This is a genomic window from Aquimarina muelleri DSM 19832, assembly GCF_000430665.1.
In the GTDB taxonomy this organism is placed as follows: Bacteria; Bacteroidota; Bacteroidia; order Flavobacteriales; family Flavobacteriaceae; genus Aquimarina; species Aquimarina muelleri.
Genome location: NZ_AUML01000006.1, coordinates 77,712 through 101,147 on the forward strand (window position 1 = coordinate 77,712; position 23,436 = coordinate 101,147).

Annotated in this window: 18 protein-coding genes; 15 read left to right on the forward strand and 3 right to left on the reverse strand. The window is 31.0% G+C overall.

The genetic code is table 11. The features are described from left to right. Positions 1 to 39 precede the first annotated feature (39 nt). Positions 40 to 1,224: a GlmU family protein gene (locus H527_RS0105280; protein WP_027411738.1), complete on the reverse strand. Its 1,185-nt coding sequence runs from the start codon at positions 1,222 to 1,224 to the stop codon at positions 40 to 42. A 187-nt stretch (positions 1,225 to 1,411) separates the two neighbouring features. Then, positions 1,412 to 1,663, reverse strand: a complete 252-nt coding sequence (locus H527_RS0105285) for a type B 50S ribosomal protein L31 (RefSeq protein WP_027411739.1) — start codon at positions 1,661 to 1,663, stop codon at positions 1,412 to 1,414. Positions 1,664 to 1,840: 177 nt separating this feature from the next. Here H527_RS0105285 and H527_RS0105290 point away from each other — a divergent pair, with 177 nt between their 5' ends. The 7 genes from H527_RS0105290 to H527_RS0105320 all read left to right on the forward strand — a co-directional run bounded on the left by H527_RS0105290 (position 1,841) and on the right by H527_RS0105320 (position 10,576). Further along, the gene (locus tag H527_RS0105290; RefSeq protein WP_027411740.1) at positions 1,841 to 2,368 is read left to right on the forward strand and encodes a DUF4199 domain-containing protein; all 528 of its coding nucleotides are present in this window, start codon (positions 1,841 to 1,843) and stop codon (positions 2,366 to 2,368) included. Between the two features lie 3 nt (positions 2,369 to 2,371). Beyond that, entirely contained in the window at positions 2,372 to 3,319 is a 948-nt protein-coding gene (locus tag H527_RS0105295) for a glycosyltransferase family 2 protein (RefSeq protein ID WP_027411741.1), read from the forward strand. 128 nt (positions 3,320 to 3,447) lie between these two features. Next, entirely contained in the window at positions 3,448 to 5,178 is a 1,731-nt protein-coding gene (locus H527_RS0105300) for a phospho-sugar mutase (RefSeq protein WP_027411742.1), read from the forward strand. A 31-nt stretch (positions 5,179 to 5,209) separates the two neighbouring features. Beyond that, positions 5,210 to 7,039 (forward strand): ABC transporter ATP-binding protein, encoded by a 1,830-nt coding sequence (locus H527_RS0105305; RefSeq protein ID WP_027411743.1) that lies wholly within the window; start codon positions 5,210 to 5,212, stop codon positions 7,037 to 7,039. A 1,979-nt stretch (positions 7,040 to 9,018) separates the two neighbouring features. Further along, positions 9,019 to 9,561 (forward strand): RNA polymerase sigma factor, encoded by a 543-nt coding sequence (locus H527_RS0105310; RefSeq protein WP_027411744.1) that lies wholly within the window; start codon positions 9,019 to 9,021, stop codon positions 9,559 to 9,561. 31 nt (positions 9,562 to 9,592) lie between these two features. Continuing rightward, complete coding sequence (locus H527_RS0105315) at positions 9,593 to 10,123, forward strand: hypothetical protein (RefSeq protein ID WP_027411745.1); 531 nt, start codon at positions 9,593 to 9,595, stop codon at positions 10,121 to 10,123. Positions 10,124 to 10,132: 9 nt separating this feature from the next. Further along, positions 10,133 to 10,576: a hypothetical protein gene (locus H527_RS0105320; RefSeq protein WP_027411746.1), complete on the forward strand. Its 444-nt coding sequence runs from the start codon at positions 10,133 to 10,135 to the stop codon at positions 10,574 to 10,576. A gap of 61 nt (positions 10,577 to 10,637) precedes the next feature. On the opposite strand, the gene H527_RS0105325 is transcribed toward H527_RS0105320, so the two are convergent. Next, positions 10,638 to 11,699, reverse strand: a complete 1,062-nt coding sequence (locus H527_RS0105325; RefSeq protein ID WP_027411747.1) for a WD40/YVTN/BNR-like repeat-containing protein — start codon at positions 11,697 to 11,699, stop codon at positions 10,638 to 10,640. Between the two features lie 75 nt (positions 11,700 to 11,774). Here H527_RS0105325 and H527_RS0105330 point away from each other — a divergent pair, with 75 nt between their 5' ends. From H527_RS0105330 to H527_RS0105365, 8 genes are all read left to right on the forward strand, one after another. Beyond that, positions 11,775 to 12,986 (forward strand): RsmB/NOP family class I SAM-dependent RNA methyltransferase, encoded by a 1,212-nt coding sequence (locus H527_RS0105330; RefSeq protein WP_027411748.1) that lies wholly within the window; start codon positions 11,775 to 11,777, stop codon positions 12,984 to 12,986. 237 nt (positions 12,987 to 13,223) lie between these two features. Next, positions 13,224 to 13,517, forward strand: coding sequence for a hypothetical protein (locus H527_RS0105335; protein WP_155837810.1), 294 nt, complete (start codon positions 13,224 to 13,226; stop codon positions 13,515 to 13,517). A gap of 1 nt (position 13,518) precedes the next feature. Beyond that, positions 13,519 to 13,959 (forward strand): hypothetical protein, encoded by a 441-nt coding sequence (locus H527_RS0105340; protein WP_027411750.1) that lies wholly within the window; start codon positions 13,519 to 13,521, stop codon positions 13,957 to 13,959. A gap of 159 nt (positions 13,960 to 14,118) precedes the next feature. Beyond that, entirely contained in the window at positions 14,119 to 17,784 is a 3,666-nt protein-coding gene (gene purL, locus H527_RS0105345) for a phosphoribosylformylglycinamidine synthase (RefSeq protein ID WP_027411751.1), read from the forward strand. A gap of 97 nt (positions 17,785 to 17,881) precedes the next feature. After that, positions 17,882 to 18,190: a cysteine hydrolase family protein gene (locus tag H527_RS21480; protein ID WP_051316642.1), complete on the forward strand. Its 309-nt coding sequence runs from the start codon at positions 17,882 to 17,884 to the stop codon at positions 18,188 to 18,190. Between the two features lie 394 nt (positions 18,191 to 18,584). Then, positions 18,585 to 20,357 carry an AMP-dependent synthetase/ligase gene (locus tag H527_RS0105355; protein WP_027411752.1) on the forward strand — a complete coding sequence of 591 codons (1,773 nt, stop codon included), beginning with the start codon at positions 18,585 to 18,587 and terminating at the stop codon, positions 20,355 to 20,357. A 191-nt stretch (positions 20,358 to 20,548) separates the two neighbouring features. Next, positions 20,549 to 21,004, forward strand: coding sequence for a MarR family winged helix-turn-helix transcriptional regulator (locus H527_RS0105360; RefSeq protein WP_027411753.1), 456 nt, complete (start codon positions 20,549 to 20,551; stop codon positions 21,002 to 21,004). A 17-nt stretch (positions 21,005 to 21,021) separates the two neighbouring features. After that, positions 21,022 to 23,427 (forward strand): 3-hydroxyacyl-CoA dehydrogenase/enoyl-CoA hydratase family protein, encoded by a 2,406-nt coding sequence (locus H527_RS0105365; protein WP_027411754.1) that lies wholly within the window; start codon positions 21,022 to 21,024, stop codon positions 23,425 to 23,427. The last annotated feature ends 9 nt before the right edge of the window (positions 23,428 to 23,436 follow it).

Below are 23,436 nucleotides of genomic sequence, written 5' to 3' on the forward strand. Positions count from 1 at the left end.
CACAAAACTTGCCCTTCAAATTATTGATTCTTTATAATATTACTGCGACTCATACCCTTTTCGCCATTGTTTAGTTTCTTCAAAAATATGTTCTAATATCTTTTTTTCCTGATCTGTAAATTCAATATTCCTTCTAGACATAACCACTTTAGCTACTTCAAAAGCTTTATTTGTTAAATAAACAGTAAAACCACTACTTCCTCCCCAACTATAGCTAGGTACAAAATTACGAGGAAACCCAGTTCCAAAAATATTAGCACTTACACCAACCACTGTACCTGTGTTAAACATAGTATTTATACCACACTTAGAATGATCTCCCATCATTAAACCACAAAATTGTAGTCCTGTTTTTGCAAAACCTTCAATTTCATAACTCCAAAGTCGCACAGGAGCATAATTATTCTTAAGATTAGAGGTGTTGGTATCTGCTCCAAGATTACACCATTCACCAAGTACTGAGTTCCCCAAATATCCTTCATGACCCTTATTTGAACACGCAAATAATATGGAATTATTTATCTCTCCTCCCGCTTTAGAATAAGGCCCTATGGTTGTTGCTCCATAAATCTTTGCCCCCATCTTTACTACTGCTCCCTCACACAAAGCAAAAGGTCCCCTAATCAGACTACCCTCCATTATTTCGGTGTTTTTTCCTATATAAATAGGTCCTTTACTAGCGTTAAGTGTGGTAAATTCAAGCTTTGCTCCTTCTTCTATAAATATGTTTTCTGGTGCTATAACATTATTACTTTCAGGAATAGGCTGGGTTTCCCTATCTTTAGTAAGCAACAAAAAATCACTTTTAATAGCTAAATCATTTTTTGAAAAAATGTCCCATGTCTGTTCTACTGTAATTAATTCTAAATTATAGTCTATTATTTCGTAGTTATCAAAATCTACTTCTTGCCCCTCTTCTACATAAAAAACTATAGGCTCATCCTTATAAAATATAGCCTGATTAGCTTTTAGATTTTTAATCCTAGACACTAAGTCTTCAGATGGAAGGCAAGATGCATAGATCATTATATTTTTTTCTAGCTCTACTAAAGGATATTTTTCACTAAGATAATCCTCGGTAACTGTAGATGTCGTAGAACCCAAGTGTAATTCCCATTTTTCACGAATTGTTAATACTCCTATACGAATATCTGCAACTGGTCTAGTATACGTAAAGGGTAATAAGGCATTACGAGAAGGGCCATCAAAAAGAATATAATTCATGATTTTATGTCAAAAAAATTAATAATTAATCTAAGAGTGAATTGATGCAAAAATAAAGACGTTAATGTTAAAAATAATGCTGTTTGCCGAATTTATTTGCAAAATAAAATTCTAAAAAAAATACAATAACCAAAAAAAAAAAGCCTTTCCATACAGAAAGGCTTTTAAACATATTGTTAATGCTAGATTATTTTTTAAACTTAGCATATTTATTTTTAAACTTATCAATTCGTCCTGCTGTATCGATAAGTTTTGACTTACCTGTATAAAAAGGATGCGAAGTTCTAGAAATCTCTAACTTTACTAATGGATACTCTACACCATCCACCTCGAGAGTCTCTTTAGTATTTGCTGTAGATTTAGTTAAAAAAACTTCCTCATTAGACATGTCTTTAAAAGCTACTAATCTATAATTTTCTGGGTGAATATCTTTTCTCATTGTATTAATCTTTTCTTTTTTCGAGGTGCAAATTTAATCATTATCTTTAAATTAACAATAATATTGATTATTTTTTTTGTCAATTTTCTTTAATATTTAATTTTTCAAACCCCTGATGTAACATTTTAGTATATTTGTCTACTTATGGTCTATAATAACCAAAACAAAAGTATGTAAATGGAAAATATAAAAGCATCTTCAAAAAAGATTATCATAAACTACGGAATATTATTAGGTATAGTTTCTGTGTTATTAGGTGTTGTTATGTATATAACAAACGCATACAAAGACCCTCATTGGATATATTCAGTTATTGGATTTATAGTGCTTATAGGCGTGATAAGCTATGGTATAAAAGCTTTTAAAACATCTAATAATGGATACTTAATTCTTATGGATGCTATAAAAATAGGCCTTGGTATTGCTCTTATTGGCGGGATTATAGGAGCTATTTGGTCTTTTACCCTAACTAATATTATAGAACCTGACTACACGCAACAAGTTCTTGAAGTACAAAGAGAAAAAATGATAGAACAATACCCTGATTTTTCTCAGGAACAAATTGATCAAAGTATGGCTATTGCCGAAAAATTCAGCACCCCTTTTGTTAGTATAGCACTTTCTATAATAGCTAGTTTATTCTTTGGTTTTATTATTTCTCTTATCGCAGGATTAGTAATGCAAAAGAAACAAGATTTATATTAATATATGGATATATCTGTGGTTATACCACTGCTAAATGAGCAGGAGTCACTTAACGAATTATATAATTGGATTGCAAAAGTTATGCAATCCAATTCTTTTTCTTATGAAATCATTTTTATCGACGACGGTAGTACAGATGGATCTTGGGAAACAATTGTAAAATTATCTTCAAAATATGAAGAGGTAAAAGGAATTCGTTTTTTAAGAAATTTTGGAAAATCCCAAGCTTTACATGCTGGTTTTGAAGCTGTACAAGGAGATGTGATCATAACAATGGATGCAGATTTACAAGATAATCCAGAAGAAATTCCTGAATTATATGACCTTATTAATAAAGAAGGATTTGATCTTATTTCTGGATGGAAAAAGAAAAGGTACGATTCTGTTATCGCAAAAAACATACCCTCAAAATTATTTAATGCAGCAGCTAGAAAAACATCTGGTGTAAAATTACATGATTTTAATTGTGGATTAAAAGCGTACAAAAATAACGTCGTAAAGAACATCGATGTTCATGGCGAAATGCACCGTTATATACCTGTACTGGCAAAAAATGCAGGATTTAGCAAAATCGGAGAAAAAATAGTATTACATCAAGCTAGAAAATACGGGAAAACAAAATTTGGAATGAACCGATTTATTAATGGTTTTTTAGATTTAGTAACCATTTGGTTTATGTCTCGCTTTGGCAAAAGACCAATGCACTTTTTTGGATTAATAGGAACGTTACTTTTTATAATTGGATTTTCCTTTTCATTATATCTTGGTATCGATAAACTTTTTATAGAAACCAAAGGTAGATTAATTGCTCAAAGACCCGAATTTTATGTAGCCTTAACTTCTATGATTTTAGGAACTCAGTTTTTTCTTGCTGGCTTTTTAGGCGAAATTATTTTGACTACGAACAGAAATAAAGAAAGATATACAATAGCAGAGAGAATACACCTTTAAATTCAATGTTGTAAAATTGGAGTTAAAATAAAAGAAATTGAATTCAAACCGATTATAGTAATAAATAATGAGTAATAGACTTACCTCAATATTCAAAATATAGTATTTTTGCACCTAAAACCAATAGTATGCAAATCACAGATTCTGTTATAAATGTTAGAGTTGAAGAATGGCTAACTCCAGTTTTTGACGCAACCACACAAAAAGAAATCAAGAACTTAAAAGAAAATAATCCTGAAGGGTTAAAAGAAAGTTTTTATAAAGATTTAGAATTTGGTACTGGAGGTATGCGAGGCATTATGGGAGCAGGAACTAATCGAATAAATAAATATACGTTAGGCAAAAGCACTCAGGGCTTAAGTAATTATTTAATAGAACAGTTTCCTAGTGAGCAACCAAAAGCAGTAATAGCATATGACTGTAGGAATAATAGTGATACCTTAGCTCAAATAGTAGCAGATGTGTTTTCTGCTAATGGTATTAAAGTATATCTTTTTTCAAGTCTTCGACCTACTCCAGAATTATCTTTTGCGGTAAAAGAATTAAATTGCCATTGTGGTATTGTACTCACTGCCAGTCACAATCCTCCTGAATATAATGGTTATAAGGTATATTGGAAAGACGGCGGACAATTGGTTCCACCACAGGATAATGAAATTATCACGAAAATAAATACTTTAAAATACTCTGATATTCTATTTGATGCCAATCCAAATTTAATACAAAAAATAGATCAAGAAATTGATACAGTTTTTATTGAGCAAAGTGTAAAAAACGGAAGTTTTGTTACTTCACAACAATATAAAGATAACACAACAATTGTTTTTACTTCGTTACACGGCACTTCTATTACCGCCGTACCCGAAACCTTAAAAAAAGCTGGATACAATAATGTACATATCGTTAAAGAACAAGCAGAGCCAGACGGAAATTTCCCTACAGTAAAATCTCCTAATCCGGAAGAACCCGAAGCCTTAACAATGGCTTTGGAACTTGCTTCAAAAGTAAACGCTGATATTGTAATAGGTACAGATCCAGATTGTGATCGATTAGGAATTGCAGTTCGCAATAATCAAGGAGAGTTACAATTACTAAACGGAAACCAAACAATGATAGTCATGACTTGGTTTCTTTTAGAGAATTATAAAAACAAAAAAGGATTTAATGGAAACGAATTTATTGCTTCGACAATAGTATCTTCTCCTATGATGCAAAACCTTGCAAATGCTTATGATGTAGAGTACAAAGAAGTATTAACGGGCTTTAAATGGATTGCAAAACTAATTAAAGATTTTCCTGAAAAACATTTTATAGGAGGAGGAGAAGAAAGTTTTGGGTATATGGTGGGAGATTTTGTAAGAGATAAAGATGCCGTAACCTCTACCCTGTTGGCTTGTGAAATAGCTGCTTTTACCAAAGCTAATGGCAGTTCTTTCTACAATACTTTATTAGAATTATATACTAAATATGGTTTTTATAAAGAAAATCTAGTTTCTCTAGTAAAAAAAGGAATGGACGGGGCTGCTGAAATTAAACAAACCATGATTGACTTAAGAAACAATCCACCAAAATTTATAAACGAAGAAAAAATAGTTTTAATCGAAGACTACCAAACGAGTATTTCTAAAAATATCCAGAATCATACCGAAGTGATTATCGATACTCCTAAATCAAATGTTTTGATTTTTTATACGGAAGAAGGAACTAAAATTGCTGCTAGACCTAGCGGAACAGAACCTAAAATAAAATTTTATATCAGTGTGCAAGAATCTTTACATAAAATTGAGGATTTTGATACTATACAACAAAAATTAGATAGTAAAATTGAAGCTATCAAAAAAGACTTAAAGTTAATTTAAACAACAGTATTTACTGTTAAGCATATTTTTAATGAACTATTTTAAACAAATTCTTCGCTTTGCGAAACCATACAAATCTTATGGAGTCTTAAATATTATATGTAATATTTTTTATGCTCTATTTAGCACATTATCATTTTTAGCCTTAATCCCTGTGTTAAAAGTTTTATTTAATACCGAAAAAGAAATTATATATTATGAACCTGTTTGGGATGGCTTAAAAAACTCAAAAACATATTTAACCGACAGTCTTAATTGCTTTATAACCGATAACATGGCAACACAAGGTAAAATGCCTGTTCTTACTTATATGATTGTTGGTATTATTGCTGTTTTTATGCTTAAAAACCTTTTTAATTATCTAGCTATGTACTTTATTACATTTTTACGTAATGGAGTATTAAAAGATATTAGAAATGAGCTTTATGAAAAATCTGTTAGTTTACCATTATCTTTTTTCTCAGAAAAACGAAAAGGAGATACCATGGCAAGGATTTCCACCGATGTATTAGAAATACAACATTCTTTTCTTTCTATTTTAGAATTAATTGTGCGAGAACCCCTTACTATAGTGTTTACTCTTGCTGCAATGCTCTTTTTAAGTGCTAAATTAACTTTATTTGTTTTTATATTTATTCCTGTATCTGGATTTTTAATCTCTTTAATTGGTAAAAAATTAAAAAAACATTCCGATAAAGTACAACAAGAGCAAGGTTTTTTTCTTTCTATAGTCGAGGAAACTTTAGGAGGTCTAAAAGTTATTAAAGGATTTAATGCTGAAGGTATATTTGGCGAGAAATTTAAAGAATCTACATCCAGGTTTAATCAATTTTCTAACACCCTACTTAATAGACAAAATTTAGCCTCTCCTACCAGTGAATTTTTAGGAATTTGTGTAATTTCAGTATTATTATGGTACGGAGGAAAACTTGTATTTATTGATGGAACTTTAGAAGCCGAAATGTTTTTAGCTTATATTGGATTAGCTTATAATATACTAACTCCTGCTAAGGCTATTTCTAAAGCTAATTATGGTGTAAAAAAAGGAAATGCAGCTGCAGAACGCGTGTTAGAGATATTAAATACTCCTTCTCCTTTACAGGATAAACCTGATGCTATTGATAAAAAAGAGTTTAATTCTGACATTACCATAGAGAATATTTCCTTTAAATATGAAGACGAATATGTACTAAACAACTTTTCTTTAAAAGTACCTAAAGGAAGTTCTGTAGCTCTTGTTGGACAATCTGGAAGTGGTAAATCTACCATCGCTAATCTAGTTACCCGTTTTTATGATGTAAATAAAGGGGCTATCAAAATAGATAATTTAGATATTAAGGACTTAACCAAACATTCTTTAAGAAACTTAATGGGTCTGGTAACTCAAGACTCTATATTATTTAATGATTCTATTAAAAATAATCTATTAATAGGAGAGCCTAATGCATCTGATCAAGAAATAATTAATGCATTAAAAGTAGCTAATGCCTGGGAATTTATAAAAGATCTACCCGCTGGTATAGAAACAAATATTGGAGATAGTGGTAACAAACTTAGTGGGGGGCAAAAACAACGTTTATCTATAGCCAGAGCTGTTTTAAAAAACCCTCCAATCATGATTTTGGACGAAGCTACTTCAGCTTTAGATTCTGAAAGCGAAAGATTAGTGCAGTCTGCATTAGAGAACATGATGAAAAATAGAACTAGTATTGTTATTGCACACAGACTTTCTACTATACAAAACTCTAATTTAATCGTTGTAATGCAAAAAGGTGAAATTGTAGAACAAGGTACTCATGACGAGCTTATTATAAAAGATGGTGTCTATCAAAAACTAGTAACCATGCAGTCATTTGAATAATAAAATCATTTTACATTATATATACAAGAGGGTGTTTGATTTTTCAAACACCCTCTTTTTTATCATTTCAATTAAGTTTATAACTTAAAATTAATACGATTTACGGATGAGAATTGCGTATAAATAATTGCAAAGGTTTTTCGCTAGATTGATGAATCAAATTAAAGAATAGCCATAGCTATTGTTTCATTTTATGAAGAAAATATAGTAGAAAAAGAGTGCGATTATATGCGAGATTTTTATTCGTAAATCGTATAATACCATTTGTAGTTTGAGTTTACTGGAAAAAAAAGTTTGAGCCAGACCCGAATCTGGTATTAAGCATAGCAGGGCTACGGTTTATTTTCATTCTAATACTTGAGGCAAAAAAAGAACATTTTATTACGATAAATTCAAATTGTAAATGGTATAAACCTTAGACTAACAATTTACCATATACCAAAACAGAAATAATCTTTTACAAAATCTTCTGAATTTCATAAAATTACTTTAACAAGATAGATTTTAATAAATAATGAAAAGAAAATTAAAGAAGAAATAAAAAAGAGTGCTTTCGCACTCTTTCTTTTCACACAAATCATCTTAATTTAGGGGCTTACTCTAAAAATTAAAACTCACTTTTATAAAAAACTTTCATCTTGGGGGAAATGAAAGAACTCAATCATTATTACACTGTAAAGATACAATTTATTTTTAATAAACCTAATAAAAAATGTATTTTATCTAAAAAATATGTTTTTAAACTTATACAAGCTAATTAAACACATTTAAATGTAGTATAATTCTTACTTATGTGTTTTAAATACGACAAAAAAAAGAGTGCTTTCGCACTCTTTCTCTTCACACAAATCATCTTAATTTAAGGGCTTACTCTAAAATTAAAACTCACTTTTATTAAAAAACTTTCATCTTGGGGGAAACGAAAGAACTCAATCATTATTATAGTGTAAAGATACAATTTATTTTTAATAAACCTAACAAAACATGTATTTTATCTAAAATACATGTTTTTCATCATCGAAAAATAAACTAAAATCATTAAAAAGTAATCTAATTCTTACTTTTTAATGATTTTCATATAGTATATCTATAAAAATAAAAAAAAGAGTGCTTTCACACTCTTTTCTTTCACACAAATCATCTTAATTTAGGGGCTTACTCTAAAAATTAAAACTCACTTTTATTAAAAAACTTTCATCTTGGGGGAAATGAAAGTACTCAATCATTATTACTCTGTAAAGATACAATTTATTTTTAATAAACCTAATAAAAAATGTATTTTATCTAAAAAATATGTTTTTAAACTTTTAAAACTATCTGTACATTACAAAAATGTAATCTAATTCCTACTTTTTGTGTTTATCTTAAAAACAAAAAAGAGTGCTTTCACACTCTTTTTCTTCACACAAATCATCTTAATTTAGGGGCTTACTCTAAAAATTAAAACTCACTTTTATTAAAAATTTCATTTTGGGGAAAATGAAAAAACTCAATCATTATTACACTGTAAAGATACAATTTATTTTTAATAAACCTAATAAAAAATGTATTTTATCTAAAAAATATGTTTTTAAACTTTTAAAACTATCTAAACGTTACAAAAAAGTAATCTAATTCCTACTTTTTATATTTGTATTAAAAACAAAAAAGAGTGCTTTCACACTCTTTTTCTTCACACAAATCATCTTAATTTAGGGGCTTATTCTAAAAATCAAAACTCACTTTTATTAAAAAACTTTCATCTTGGGGGAAATGAAAGTACTCAATCATTATTACTCTGTAAAGATACAATTTATTTTTAATAAACCTAATAAGAAATGTATTTTATCTGAATTATACGGTTTTAATCTATTTAAAATAATATTCCTACAAAATTCCTACAAATAATAATTTTACCCTAATTAAACCATTTTCTCGTACTTTAGTCTAAAAAGAAAATGAAGTATAGAATACTTTAATAACTAAAATCAATTTTACCTTTGAATACTCAAAATGAACAAGACTTACTAACAGCTTTAAAATCTGATATAAATTCTTCTTTTAGTAAACTTGTTACTTTATATCAAGAAAGGTTATACTGGCATATAAGAAACATCGTGAAAAATCATCATGATACAGATGATATATTACAAAATGTATATATTAAAGTATATAATAACATTAATAATTTTAAAGGAGATAGTAAACTGTATTCATGGTTGTATCGTATAGCTACAAATGAATCTATAACTTTCTTGAATAAAAAAGCGAAAAAAGATAATATTACTAATGAAGAATTAAGTCAAAAATTGATTCAAAACTTAGAGGCTGATGTGTACTATGATGGTAGCCAGATAGAACTAAAGCTACAAAAAGCTATTGCTACTTTGCCTCAAAAACAACAAATAGTATTTAATATGAAATATTTTCAAGAATTAAAATATAAAGAAATATCAGAAATATTACAAACTAGTGTAGGTGCTTTAAAAGCATCTTATCATATCGCTACAAAAAAAATTGAAGAATTTTTAAAAAATGATTAAACCTTTTTACTTAAAATAAGTCTTACTAACAGTGAAAAAAGATAAATTACATAAAAACAATGGTGGGTTTAAAGTACCCGAAGAATATTTTGAAAACTTAGAGAGTCGTCTTTCAAAAAAAATACCTTTTAAAACTGAAAAAAAACTTCTTTCAAAAACAAAATATTCTTCAGGATTTAAAATTCCAGATGAGTATTTTGTAGGTTTTGAAAATAAAATACTTCGAAAAGTTAAAGAAACTAAATCTAAAAGAAAAGTGATTTCTTTAATCACTAGAAAAAATATTTTATATTTTTCTAGTATTGCAGCAATGATTGCTATTATAATATCTCTATCTATTAGCAAAGAATCTGAACTAAGCTTTAATGACATTACAGTTGCTGATATTTACACCTATTTTAATGAAGAAAACATAGAACTTAGTACTATTGAAATAGCTGCATTACTCGAAAGTGATGTTAGTTACACTGAAACATTAGAAAAAGAGTTAATTAATGAAGATGTAATTTTAGATTACCTATCTAGGGGATATCTAGATGATGACATTATATCTGTAGAATAAATTAAAAACATGAAAAAAATAATATTACTTATTTACGTTATTTTTATTTATAGCGGAATCTTTGCCCAAAATGGATCTAGAGAAAAGATAAAAGCTTTTAAAATAGCTTATATAACAGAAAAATTGAACCTATCAAGTAAAGAGGCACAAGAATTCTGGCCTATATATAACAATCATGAAGAAATAATTGAAAATCTTAGGAAAGAAAAACGTAAATTAATGAAAGCTTTAAAAGAAGCTGATGATTCTGAAAACATAACAGATAAACGTGCCGAAGATTTTATAAATCAATATCTTGAATCAGAAGAAAAAAAATCAAAAGCAAAGAAAAATTTAATCTTAGATTTAAAAAAAAGTATTCCAAACAAAAAAATTATAAAGCTTATCAAAGCAGAAAGAGATTTTCATAAACGCATGTTGGACAGAATTAAAGGGCACAGAAAAGAACACTAAATAAGAAAACTCTTAAAAAAACAATGTCAATCACAACGTAATCAATACCAAGTTCTGTTTTTTATTTAAAAATAAGTCGAGCTACTCTATTCTTACCTGCAGCAATTGCTACACTATCATTAATAAACCTTAGTGTATAAAACCCTTCTTTACTTATATTTTGCCATGTATTACCAAAATCATTAGAGATAGAGATTCCTGTAAAACCTAAAGCAACAATTTCTTTACCCCCGCCGTTAGGCACGTATTGAACACAACTTTTATATCCTGTACCAGTGCCATCAGACACTAATTCCCAGGTCTTCCCACCATCATTAGTTATGGCTTTATTTTTTGTGTTACTTTTAGGACTGGTATAATCTCCCCCAAAAATCACTCCTGTTTTATCGTCATAAAAATCTATGGAATAAGCTCCTGTAGTTTCTTTTCCTTGAATAATAGGAGTATTAAAAACCTTCCATGTTTTTCCTTTGTCGGGAGAAAAAAACACTCTGGATTTCATACCTCCAGAAATAATCCATGTTTTATCTGCTATTATACTAATATTACCATTGCTAGCCGCAAAAGCTGCTTCTCCAGCAACAGTAGGAGGTAGATCTTTACATGAAACTTTTTTCCATGTTTCTCCCCTATCCCTAGTAATGACTATAGATAAACAAGAATCTGTAGGATCCCCCATAGCAATACCTTCTTCTAAATTCCAAAAAGCAATAGCATCATAAAATACCTTTTCATGAGTTTCGGTATATACAATTTTTTCTTTTTTTTCTTTAATCTCAATTTTCCTTAATCTTGCAGGAGACCCTATTCCTAAACTAAAAAACGAATTATCCTTAAATACCACTGCTCGCTGTTCTGCAACCCAATTATTATCTTTAGCAAAAATATCTTTCTCAAAATCAGCAAGAAAAACTTCTTTTGTTGTAAGATCTAAAAAACCATAACCTTTATTGTGTCCAAAGCCAACTAAGGTGTCTTTATAAATATCTAAAGCCCTTATACTAATAGAATCTTCAAATAGAATTTCAATCTCAACTTCAGAGAAATTATGGGAAATAGTTTTATTTTCTGAAACGTATAAACTAAAAATTAAACTCAAAAACAATAAACTGATTATTCTCATCCTCAATAATTATACTCAAATATAATAGTATTTCGTTACAAAGGTATACCTTTGCACACCTTAAAAAACAATACAATGCGTTTACATAGAAATCTTGTCTTTGCTGTCATAGATGGATTACACGAAATATTTAATGAAGGAGCTTATGCAGATAAAGTAGTTCAAAAATTGCTAAAACGCGATAAAAGATGGGGATCCCGAGATCGCAGTTTTGTTGCAGAAACTTTATATGAAATTGTACGTTGGAAACGTCTTTACACTGAAATTGCTGAAGTAAAAGAGCCTTTTTCTAGAGAAAATTTATGGAGAGTATTTGCGGTTTGGGCAACATTAAGAGGTATTTCTTTACCAGACTGGAAACAAATTGGGCCTACTCCTACTCGACGAATCAAAGGTCGCTTTGATGAACTAAGTAAGATTAGAAAATTCAAAGAATCTATCCCAGATTGGATGGATCAATTAGGAGAAGAAGAATTAGGGAAACTATGGAATAAAGAAATTAGTGCTCTAAATCAACAAGCTCCTGTAGTATTGCGAGCAAATACTTTAAAAACTACCCGAGATAAATTAAGAGGTCTTTTAGAAGATGAAAAAATAGACACCGAGTTTATTAAAGGATATCCAGATGCTCTTCAACTTACTGAAAGAACGAACGTATTTACTACAGAGGCATTTAAAAACGGCCTTTTTGAAGTACAAGATGCTTCCTCCCAATTAGTAGCAAATTTTTTAGACATACAACCTGGGCAACGAGTTGTAGATACCTGTGCTGGTGCTGGAGGAAAAAGCCTTCATCTGGCAGCATTAATGGAAAACAAAGGACAAGTTATAGCCATGGATATTTATGACAACAAACTCAAAGAGCTTAAAAGAAGAGCTCGTAGAGATGGTGCGCATAATATTGAAACCAGAGTTATTGAAAGCACAAAAGATATTAAAAAATTACACAGTAAAGCAGATCGCGTATTGATCGACGCCCCTTGTAGTGGTATTGGTGTATTACGCAGAAACCCTGATGCTAAATGGAAATTACAACCTGAATTTTTAGATAAAATTAGAAAAACACAAGCCGAAATATTAGAAAATTACTCTAAAATTGTAAAACCAGGAGGAAAATTAGTGTATGCAACCTGTTCCATATTACCATCAGAAAATCAAGAGCAGGTAAAGACTTTTCTTTCTAAAGAAATAGGAAAAGAATTTACTTTTATTAAAGATAAAAAAATACTATCGCATCAATCTGGATATGATGGGTTTTATATGGCTTTATTAGAAAGAAAATCATAACTAAAAAACGCCTGTATTTAATTACCTAATCAAACATTTCGGAACAAAATATCAGGATATACTTCTAAAAGTATGTCCTGATATTTTTTAACTTACCATCAAAAATAAAACTCTCAATAAAGAATTAAAAATTTAATATTTTCTTTTTTCACTGAAAACGGGGTGTCCTGAAATATCCAAACTATTTAATTTTGGGCCTCGAAAATAGATTCTCAAAATTTTTAAATAGCCTTAAAAATGAAAAAAATCAACCCCCAAATGATTATATGGCTGATAATCCAGTTTCTAATCGTTTTATTTACTATGTCTTCTCAGGATAGTGAAAGCTTAATAATGTTTTGGTTTACCCTTCCTTTTCTAATACTTAATTGTATCGCAATCTTTATCATACTATTAGGAAAACCAAAAACTGGAAGCATTCTATTTTTAATAGGAAGCGTTCTTTTTATACCAATAGGTTTGATTGGAGCAATAGGAGCACGTAAAATACTAAATGAGATAAAAGAAAAAAAATTTTTAGAAACACTTTAATATGGAATCCACAAAAGACTTCTTTTTAAGCAAAAAAGTAGCTAATCAATATCTATACATGGGAGTAACAGCCTTAGTAATAGGTGTAATTTTTTTAGTTTTAATTGGCAACGTAACATTATTAGGAATAGGTATCTTATTTACGATAATGGGAGTACTAAATCAAAGTTTAAAAATAATAAAGCTTTATCCTCAATATCTAGAAGTAAAACTAGGTGTAATAGCCTCAAAAAAATTAATAAAATATGATCAAATCACAGGTTTTTCTGTTGAAAAAAAGATGATGATATTACATTATAATAATGAAAAAAATGAACCTAAAAAAGTTAAGTTTCACATTAAAGCTTTTGAAAAAGAAGATATTATAGAATTAGATCAAGAATTAAAACAAAAAACAGACTTAGAACCTATTCATACCTTCATTCAAACAGGTATAGAATAATAGATCATTTGTTTTCTTTTTTACCGCAGCAACTTATCATAAATATTAATTATTGTTTAAAATTCAGTGAATAACTATGCTATTCAATACTAATTTTATGCTAAACTTTAGTTATAAAATAGTAAATTTGCGGCTTACTAAAAATCAAACAATCGAAGTATGATCCACTTCTTCGGAAACCGAAACGAGAAAGTATTTGCAGTTCAAACAAACAATGAAATCTCTTCTGAAAACATAAAAAAATTGATCTGGTTATTTGGCAACCAACCGCAACTATCTATGGCGTCTATTGACGCTTTTTTTGTTGGTCCACGCGCAGCAATGATTACTCCTTGGAGTACCAATGCTGTAGAAATAACTCAGAACATGGGAATAGAAGGAATTATAAGAATAGAAGAATTTCTATCCGTTCCTAAAAATCATACCGATTTTGATCCTATGCTTTCTCAAAAATATGATGGTTTAGATCAAGAAATCTATACCATTCATATAAAACCAGAATCTATTATAGAAATTGAGGATATAGCTGCTTACAACTCTAGTGAGGGACTCGCTCTTAATAACGAAGAAATTGAATATCTGGAAGGTGTTAGTAAAAAAATAGGAAGAAAACTAACTGATTCTGAGGTGTTTGGCTTTTCACAAGTAAATTCTGAGCACTGCCGCCATAAAATATTTAACGGTACATTTGTAATTGATGGAGAGGAACAACCTGTTTCTCTTTTTAAATTAATTAGAAAAACGTCAGAAACAAACCCAAATGATATTGTTTCTGCCTATAAAGATAATGTAGCTTTTGTAAAAGGACCAAAAGTTACTCAGTTTGCTCCAAAAACAGCAGACAAGCCAGATTTTTATCAAGAAACTGAATTTAACAGTGTGATTTCTCTTAAGGCAGAAACACATAATTTTCCAACAACAGTAGAGCCCTTTAATGGCGCTGCAACAGGATCTGGTGGAGAAATAAGAGACAGACTTGCTGGAGGAAAAGGATCTTTACCTCTTGCTGGTACTGCCGTCTACATGACATCATACTCACGTTTAGAAAATAACCGCCCTTGGGAGCAAGCCATGAAAGAAAGAGATTGGCTATATCAAACCCCAATGGATATTTTAATAAAAGCGTCTAATGGAGCATCTGATTTCGGAAACAAATTTGGACAACCTTTAATCACAGGATCTGTACTTACCTTCGAACATCAAGAAGACGCCCGAAAACTTGGTTTTGATAAAGTTATCATGCAAGCTGGTGGGATTGGATATGGTAAAGCCGAACAAGCAATCAAAGCAGTACCCGAAAAAGGAGATAAAATTGTAATCCTAGGAGGAGAAAACTATCGAATCGGTATGGGCGGTGCTGCAGTATCCTCTGCCGACACAGGAGAGTTTAGTAGTGGTATCGAATTAAACGCCATACAACGCTCTAACCCAGAAATGCAAAAACGTGCTGCTAATGCCATTCGAGGTATGGTAGAAAGCGAAGAAAACACTATAGTTTCTATACATGATCACGGTGCAGGAGGGCACCTTAACTGTCTTTCTGAATTAGTAGAAGAAACAGGAGGGAAAATTGATTTGGATGCATTGCCAGTAGGAGATCCTACTCTATCTGCTAAAGAAATTATTGGTAACGAGTCTCAAGAACGTATGGGATTAGTTATTGGTAAAAAATCTATCGATACACTACAACGTATTGCAGAACGAGAGCGATCGCCAATGTATCAGGTTGGAGACGTTACTGGAGATCATAGATTTACTTTTGAATCTAAAACCAAAGGAGATAAACCAATGGATTTAGCTTTAGAAGATATGTTTGGCAGCTCTCCAAAAACGATAATGACCGATAATACGGTAGATCGTAATTATGATAAAATTACATACACCTTAGATAATTTTAGTGATTATTTAAATCAAGTTCTGCAATTAGAAGCTGTTGCTTGTAAAGATTGGTTAACTAACAAGGTAGACCGTTGTGTTGGAGGAAAAGTAGCTAAACAACAATGTACTGGACCTTTACAATTGCCACTAAACAATTGTGGTGTAATGGCTTTAGATTATAACGGTAAAGAAGGCGTTGCTACTAGCATCGGGCACTCTCCTATCTCTGGTTTGATTGACCCAGAGGCTGGTAGTAAAAATTCAATTGCCGAAGCATTGACTAATATTATTTGGGCACCTCTTAAAGATGGATTATCTTCAGTTTCTTTATCTGCAAACTGGATGTGGCCATGTAAAAATGAAGGAGAAGATGCTAGATTATATAAAGCTGTAAAAGCCATTTCAGAATTTGCTATAGATTTAGGAATTAATGTGCCTACTGGTAAAGATTCTTTATCTATGAAACAAAAATATGCCAATGAAGAAGTTATTTCTCCTGGTACGGTAGTTATTTCTGCAGCTGCTAATTGTAACGATATCACTAAAATTGTCGAACCCGTTTTACAAAAAAACCAAGGTAATATATACTACATTAACCTTTCTAAAGACAAACATCAATTAGGAGGGTCATCTTTTGCACAAATACTTAATAAAATTGGTTCTGAAGCTCCTAGCGTAAAAGATGCTGCTAGTTTTAAGAAAACCTTTGATGTTATTCAAAACTTAATTAGAGAAGATAAAATTGTTGCAGGCCATGATGTTGCCTCTGGTGGTTTAATCACTACACTACTCGAACTATGCTTTGCAGATGTTAACCTTGGCGCAGAATTAGACCTCACTACTATTGGAGAAGCTGATTCTATTAAGTTATTATTTGCAGAAAACGCTGGAATTGTAATCCAAAGTGCTTCAAATTCAGATATAGAAGCTGTTCTAACGAATAATAATATTGAATTCTTTACTATTGGTACTGTAAAAGAACAAGCATCTTTAACCATCAAAAACCATAAGGATTCTTTTAACCTTAATATTGAAGAATTAAGAAATACATGGTATAAGACTTCTTATTTACTAGATCAAAAGCAAACTTCAAATAACTTAGCAAAAGATCGATTTGATAATTATGCAAATCAACCTCTGCACTACTCTTTTCCATCTCATTTTACAGGAAAGAAACCAGTAATCGATAGTACAAAACCAAGACCAAAAGCAGCTATTATACGCGAAAAAGGAAGTAATTCTGAACGCGAAATGGCTAATGCAATGTATTTAGCTGGCTTTGATGTTAAAGACGTACACATGACGGATTTGATTTCGGGTCGAGAAACATTAGAAGATATTCAATTTATAGGTGCCGTAGGAGGTTTCTCTAACAGTGATGTTTTGGGATCCGCCAAAGGATGGGCAGGAGCTTTTTTATATAATGATAAAGCAAATACAGCCTTAAAAAACTTCTTCAAACGAGAAGACACCTTATCTGTTGGTATCTGTAATGGTTGTCAATTATTTATGGAACTTGAAGTTATTAATCCAGACCATGAAACACATGGTAAATTATTACATAATAGTTCTCACAAACACGAAAGTAACTTTACTTCGGTTCATATTCAGAAAAATGACTCTGTAATGTTATCTACATTAACAGGAAGTACACTTGGAGTTTGGATTTCTCATGGAGAAGGAAAATTTAATCTTCCCCTTTCAGAAGAAAACTACAACATTGTTGCCAAATATGGTTACGAAGATTATCCTTCCAATCCAAATGGATCAGATTACAATACGGCAATGATGACAGATAAAACAGGTAGACATTTGGTTATGATGCCACATATCGAGCGTTCTATTTTTCAATGGAACTGGGCTTATTATCCTCAAGAAAGAAAAGATGAAGTATCTCCTTGGATCGAAGCTTTTGTAAATGCCAGAAAATGGTTAGAAAAAAAATAATATGTGGATAGTAATAAAGCTCTTTTAATAATTGATATACAAAAGGAATATTACACTAAATATACTTCTGTTTAATACTGAGGGATTTGTAAAATGAATGAACACTCTTGCACAGATATTTAGAAAATTAGGTTCTCCTATAATTTTTATTCAGTATAACGGCACAAAAACAAATGAATTTGTGCCTAATACTATCGAATGGGAAATTCTAGATGAATTAAAAGTAGACGCTTTAGACATCCTTATAAATAAATATGCAAATGATACATTCTATAAATCTACTCTTGAGTCTAAATTAAAAGACTTAAGAGTAGATCATTTATTTATTACAGGTTGTGCAACCGATTTTTGTGTCGCATCCACAATTCAATCTGCTCTAATAAAAGATTATACTCTTTTCTCTTAGAAGTAAAGTTCTAATATATCAACTAAACAAATATCAAAATTAATCTGCTTTTATTGGCCCCTCTAAAAACTCATAATACAAAAAATAACTTGTTATAACGTCTTAATAAATACAGCAACTACTATTTTTATACAATCAAAAGAAGAATCTTTCAACAAAAACAATAAAAAAGTGATGAGTTAACAAATTACATAGCCTTTTTTTATATATTAGGGTTGGGTATTATAAGAATTTTTATAATTTGCCAAACTATGCATGCATAATAGTTTTTTTTTAGCTCTTAAGCTAATGATATATTTTATTAGGTGTTTCTTTTTAGAAAGACTAATTATTATTTAAAAAATCATTGGTAAAGAATATTTAAAATTATAAAAAAAATATTTTAAAATAACGTATGACGACAATTACTCGACTTTTTGATTTCCCACATTATCAACTAAAAAAATTTAATTTAGATAAGGCTTTAATAACTAAATATAATGGCGAATGGATTGCTACATCTACTAAAGAATATGTAGAAAAGGCTAATCAAATTAGCCGAGGGCTACTTCGATTAGGAGTCAAACCCAATGACAAAGTAGCTATCATTTCCTCAAATAATCGTACCGAGTGGAACATAACCGATATTGGCGTTCTTCAAATTGGAGCACAAGATGTTCCTATTTATCCAACTATTTCTCAAGAAGATTATGAGTATGTCTTAAATCATTCAGAAGCAACATACTGTTTTGTTTCAGATGAAGAAGTATTTCAAAAGGTTAAAAACATTAAACAAAATGTACCTTCTTTAAAGGAAGTCTATTCTTATGATGATATTTCGGGGTGTAAAAGTTGGAATGAAGTATTAGAATTAGGTAAAGACGATAGCAATCAACAAGAAGTAGAAACCATCATGGCTTCTATAAAAGAAGATGACCTTGCTACACTTATATATACTTCTGGAACCACAGGAAGGCCTAAAGGAGTAATGTTGAGTCATAAAAATGTAGTTAGCAATGCCATAAATAGTTCGACAAGATTTCCTATTGTTGACGGAGAAACAAAAGCATTAAGCTTCTTACCTGTTTGTCATATTTATGAACGAATGTTAATGTACCTGTATCAATATAGAGGAGTAGGTATTTATTTTGCAGAATCCTTAGAGACCATAAGTGATAACTTAAAAGAAATTAAACCTGAGGTTATGACCGCAGTTCCTAGGCTATTAGAAAAAGTTTATGATAAAATTATTGCAAAAGGTACGGATCTAACAGGTATTAAAAAGAAACTATTCTTTTGGGCAGTAGATCTTGGTTTACAATATGAACCTTATGGAGCTAATGGCTGGTGGTATGAAAAAAAGTTAGGTATTGCAAGAAAACTTATTTTTAGCAAATGGCAAGAAGCATTAGGTGGTAACTTAAAACTTATCGCATCTGGTAGTGCTGCATTACAGCCAAGGTTAGCTAGAATATTTAATGCAGCAGATATTGGTGTAATGGAAGGATATGGTCTTACAGAAACCTCTCCTGTTATCTCTGTAAACGAAAAAGAAAACCAAGGATTTAAAATAGGAACCGTAGGAAGAATGATCCCTAATACCGAAATAAAGATTGCTGAAGATGGAGAAATATTGGTAAAAGGACCTCAAGTAATGCTTGGGTATTATAAAGATGAAGAAAAAACCAATGAAGTCCTAAAAAACGGGTATTTTCACACTGGTGATATTGGTGAAGTAGATAAAGATGGTTTTTTACGTATTACCGATCGTAAAAAAGAAATGTTTAAAACCTCTGGAGGAAAATACGTTGCCCCACAATTAATCGAAAATGCTATGAAGCAGTCTCGTTTTATTGAACAGATTATGGTAATTGGTGAAGGAGAAAAAATGCCAGCAGCATTTATACAACCCAATTTTGAATTTATAAAAGAATGGGCAGATCGTAAAGGAATAAAAACAGGTAACTCTATTCAGGAAATAATTAGCAATCCCGCAGTTATTAATCGTTTTCAAGAAGAAATAGATATCCATAATGAAAAATTTGGAAAATGGGAACGGGTCAAAAAATTTGAATTAACACCAGACGAATGGAGTATTGAAGCTGGTCACCTCACCCCTACTATGAAACTAAAAAGAAAGATAATTAAAGAAAAATATAAATCTTTATATTCAAAAATTTATGGCTAATTCAATACGTTTATCACATTATTAAACATGATAACTTTTAACTATTAATAACAAAACTCCTCATTTTATGAGGAGTTTTGTTATTAATTAAATATAAAACCGTACATTTCATCATCTTTTCTGAAAACTTTCACTTTATTTATTATGCATGCATAGTAAATTTTATTACCTTTACTTCATAATTTTTTTAAATGAGAGAAAAGACAATAGATTATGCACTTAGAGCAACTTGGATGGCTGTTGCTAAGATGTATAACGAAGAAGCTGGTAAAAAAGGCAGTACAATGGCTACAGGATTTGCGCTTATAAGTATAGATCCAGAAAATGGCACCCCTTCTACTTCATTAGGCCCAAAGATGGGAATGGAGGCAACTAGTTTATCACGTACTTTGAAAGCTATGGAAGAAAAAGGGTTGATTTTTAGAAAGAAAAACCCCCAAGATGGTCGTGGCGTATTAATCTATCTGACTCCTTTTGGCGTAGAAATGAGAAATTTCTCAAAAGAAGTAGTCTTCACCTTTGATAATATGGTAAAACAACATGTCTCTAAAGAAAAACTAGATATTTTCTTAGAAGTGTTTCAAACCATAAATGATCTAATATCCTCAAAAAAAATTTACTCAAAACAAGAATCTATAACACCTTAACAACTCGAAGTTAAAAAATGAAAAGAATCATTAAAAAAGTTGCTGTTGTCGGCTCAGGAATTATGGGATCTGGTATTGCATGTCATTTCGCTAATATCGGAGTCGAAGTGCTATTGTTAGATATCGTTCCTAGAGAACTAAACGACAAAGAAAAAGCAAGTGGTCTAACACTTGAGGACAAAGTAGTTCGTAATCGATTAGTAAATGATTCCCTTACAACTGCTCTTAAATCTAAACCTTCACCAATTTACCATCAAAAATTTGCAAATCGTATTACTACTGGAAATCTAGAAGATGATATTGCAAAAGTTGCGGATGTAGATTGGATTATAGAAGTCGTAGTTGAAAGACTAGATATTAAAAAAATGGTTTTTGAGAATCTAGAAAAACATAGAACTCCAGGTACATTAATTACCTCTAACACATCTGGTATTCCTATTCATTTTATGAATGAAGGAAGAAGTGAGGATTTCCAAAAACATTTTTGTGGCACACACTTCTTTAATCCTGCACGTTACCTGAAGTTATTTGAAATTATCCCTGGCCCTAACACTTCTTCAGAAGTTTTAGATTTTCTTAATGGATATGGAGAACAATACTTAGGAAAAACTTCTGTAGTAGCAAAAGATACCCCTGCCTTTATAGGAAATAGAATTGGGATTTTTAGCATTATGAGTTTATTTCATATGGTAAAAGATATGGACTTAACCATAGAAGAAGTAGACAAGCTTACAGGACCAGTAATTGGTCGTCCAAAATCTGCAACCTTCCGTACGGTAGATGTAGTTGGCTTAGACACATTAGTACATGTAGCTAATGGTATTGCGGATAATTGCCCTAAAGATGAGCGCCTAGAGTTATTCAAACTACCTGATTTTATAGGTTCCATGATGGATAACAAATGGTTAGGAAGCAAAACGGGACAAGGATTTTACAAAAAGAATGTAGGGGCAGACGGACAAAGAGAAATTCTTTCTTTAGATCTAAATACTTTAGAATACAGAGCTAACAAAAGAGCATCTTTTGCGACTTTAGAAATGACGAAAACGATAGATAAAGTAGTAGATCGTTTTAAAGTATTAGTATCTGGAAAAGACAAAGCAGGAGAATTTTATCGTAAAAACTTATCTGCTTTATTTGCATACGTATCTAACCGAATTCCAGAAATCACAGATGATTTATATAAGATTGATGATGCTATGAAAGCTGGTTTTGGCTGGGAGCATGGTCCTTTTCAAATATGGGATGCTGTAGGTGTAGAAAAAGGAATAAAAATGATGCAAGCTGAAGGGTATGAACCTGCTGCTTGGGTAAAAGATATGATTGCCTCAGGAAGTACTTCTTTCTATACCGTTAAAAATGGAGCAACCTATTTTTATGATATCCCTAAAAAAGAGCAAGTAAAAATACCAGGACAAGATGCCTTTATTATTTTAGACAATATTCGTAAATCTTCAGAAGTATTTAAAAATAGTGGTGTTGTAGTAGAAGATCTTGGTGATGGAATTCTAAATGTAGAGTTCCAAAGTAAAATGAATACTATTGGTGGCGATGTATTAGCAGGTCTAAATAAAGCTATTGATATTGCCGAAAAAGATTTCCAAGGATTAGTTGTTGGTAATCAAGCTGCAAACTTTTCTGTAGGAGCAAATATCGGAATGATATTTATGATGGCTGTAGAGCAAGAATATGACGAGCTTAATATGGCTATTAAATATTTTCAGGATTCTATGATGCGCATGCGTTATTCTGCAATCCCTACCATTGCTGCTCCTCATGGTATGACACTTGGTGGCGGATGCGAACTTTCTATGCATGCAGATAAAGTTGTTGCTGCCGCAGAAACCTATATAGGGCTAGTAGAATTTGGAGTTGGTGTTATTCCTGGTGGTGGTGGATCTAAGGAGATGGCATTACGAGCCTCAGATACCTTTAAGAAAGATGATGTAGAGCTTAATGTGCTTCAAGAACATTTTTTAACTATTGGTATGGCAAAGGTATCCACTTCTGCTTATGAAGCGTATGATACTAACATACTTCAAAAAGGAAAAGATATTGTTGTTGTAAATAAAGATCGCCAGATTGCTACCGCAAAAGCACATGCAAAGTTAATGGCAGAACAAGGATATACCCAACCAGTACGTCGTAAAGATATAAAAGTATTAGGTAAGCAAGCTCTGGGAATGTTTCTGGTAGGAACAGACTCTATGGAGGCTAGTAAATATATTTCTGAACACGATCAAAAAATTGCGAATAAGTTAGGATATGTTATGGCAGGTGGAGATTTATCTGAGCCAACCCTAGTTACAGAACAATACTTATTAGATCTAGAACGTGAAGCTTTCTTATCTCTTTGTACAGAACGAAAAACTTTAGAGCGTATCGAACACATGCTTAAGAAAGGAAAACCGTTACGTAATTAGTATGGAGAA

What these genes read in the sequence shown, in the direction of transcription:
- H527_RS0105280 (WP_027411738.1), bottom strand. Translation starts at nt 1,224, where the DNA reads ATGAATTATATTCTTTTTGATGGCCCTTCTCGTAATGCCTTATTACCC.
- H527_RS0105285 (WP_027411739.1), bottom strand. Translation starts at nt 1,663, where the DNA reads ATGAGAAAAGATATTCACCCAGAAAATTATAGATTAGTAGCTTTTAAA.
- H527_RS0105290 (WP_027411740.1), top strand. Translation starts at nt 1,841, where the DNA reads ATGGAAAATATAAAAGCATCTTCAAAAAAGATTATCATAAACTACGGA.
- H527_RS0105295 (WP_027411741.1), top strand. Translation starts at nt 2,372, where the DNA reads ATGGATATATCTGTGGTTATACCACTGCTAAATGAGCAGGAGTCACTT.
- H527_RS0105300 (WP_027411742.1), top strand. Translation starts at nt 3,448, where the DNA reads ATGCAAATCACAGATTCTGTTATAAATGTTAGAGTTGAAGAATGGCTA.
- H527_RS0105305 (WP_027411743.1), top strand. Translation starts at nt 5,210, where the DNA reads ATGAACTATTTTAAACAAATTCTTCGCTTTGCGAAACCATACAAATCT.
- H527_RS0105320 (WP_027411746.1), top strand. Translation starts at nt 10,133, where the DNA reads ATGAAAAAAATAATATTACTTATTTACGTTATTTTTATTTATAGCGGA.
- H527_RS0105325 (WP_027411747.1), bottom strand. Translation starts at nt 11,699, where the DNA reads ATGAGAATAATCAGTTTATTGTTTTTGAGTTTAATTTTTAGTTTATAC.
- H527_RS0105330 (WP_027411748.1), top strand. Translation starts at nt 11,775, where the DNA reads ATGCGTTTACATAGAAATCTTGTCTTTGCTGTCATAGATGGATTACAC.
- H527_RS0105335 (WP_155837810.1), top strand. Translation starts at nt 13,224, where the DNA reads ATGAAAAAAATCAACCCCCAAATGATTATATGGCTGATAATCCAGTTT.
- H527_RS0105340 (WP_027411750.1), top strand. Translation starts at nt 13,519, where the DNA reads ATGGAATCCACAAAAGACTTCTTTTTAAGCAAAAAAGTAGCTAATCAA.
- purL (WP_027411751.1), top strand. Translation starts at nt 14,119, where the DNA reads ATGATCCACTTCTTCGGAAACCGAAACGAGAAAGTATTTGCAGTTCAA.
- H527_RS21480 (WP_051316642.1), top strand. Translation starts at nt 17,882, where the DNA reads ATGAACACTCTTGCACAGATATTTAGAAAATTAGGTTCTCCTATAATT.
- H527_RS0105355 (WP_027411752.1), top strand. Translation starts at nt 18,585, where the DNA reads ATGACGACAATTACTCGACTTTTTGATTTCCCACATTATCAACTAAAA.
- H527_RS0105360 (WP_027411753.1), top strand. Translation starts at nt 20,549, where the DNA reads ATGAGAGAAAAGACAATAGATTATGCACTTAGAGCAACTTGGATGGCT.
- H527_RS0105365 (WP_027411754.1), top strand. Translation starts at nt 21,022, where the DNA reads ATGAAAAGAATCATTAAAAAAGTTGCTGTTGTCGGCTCAGGAATTATG.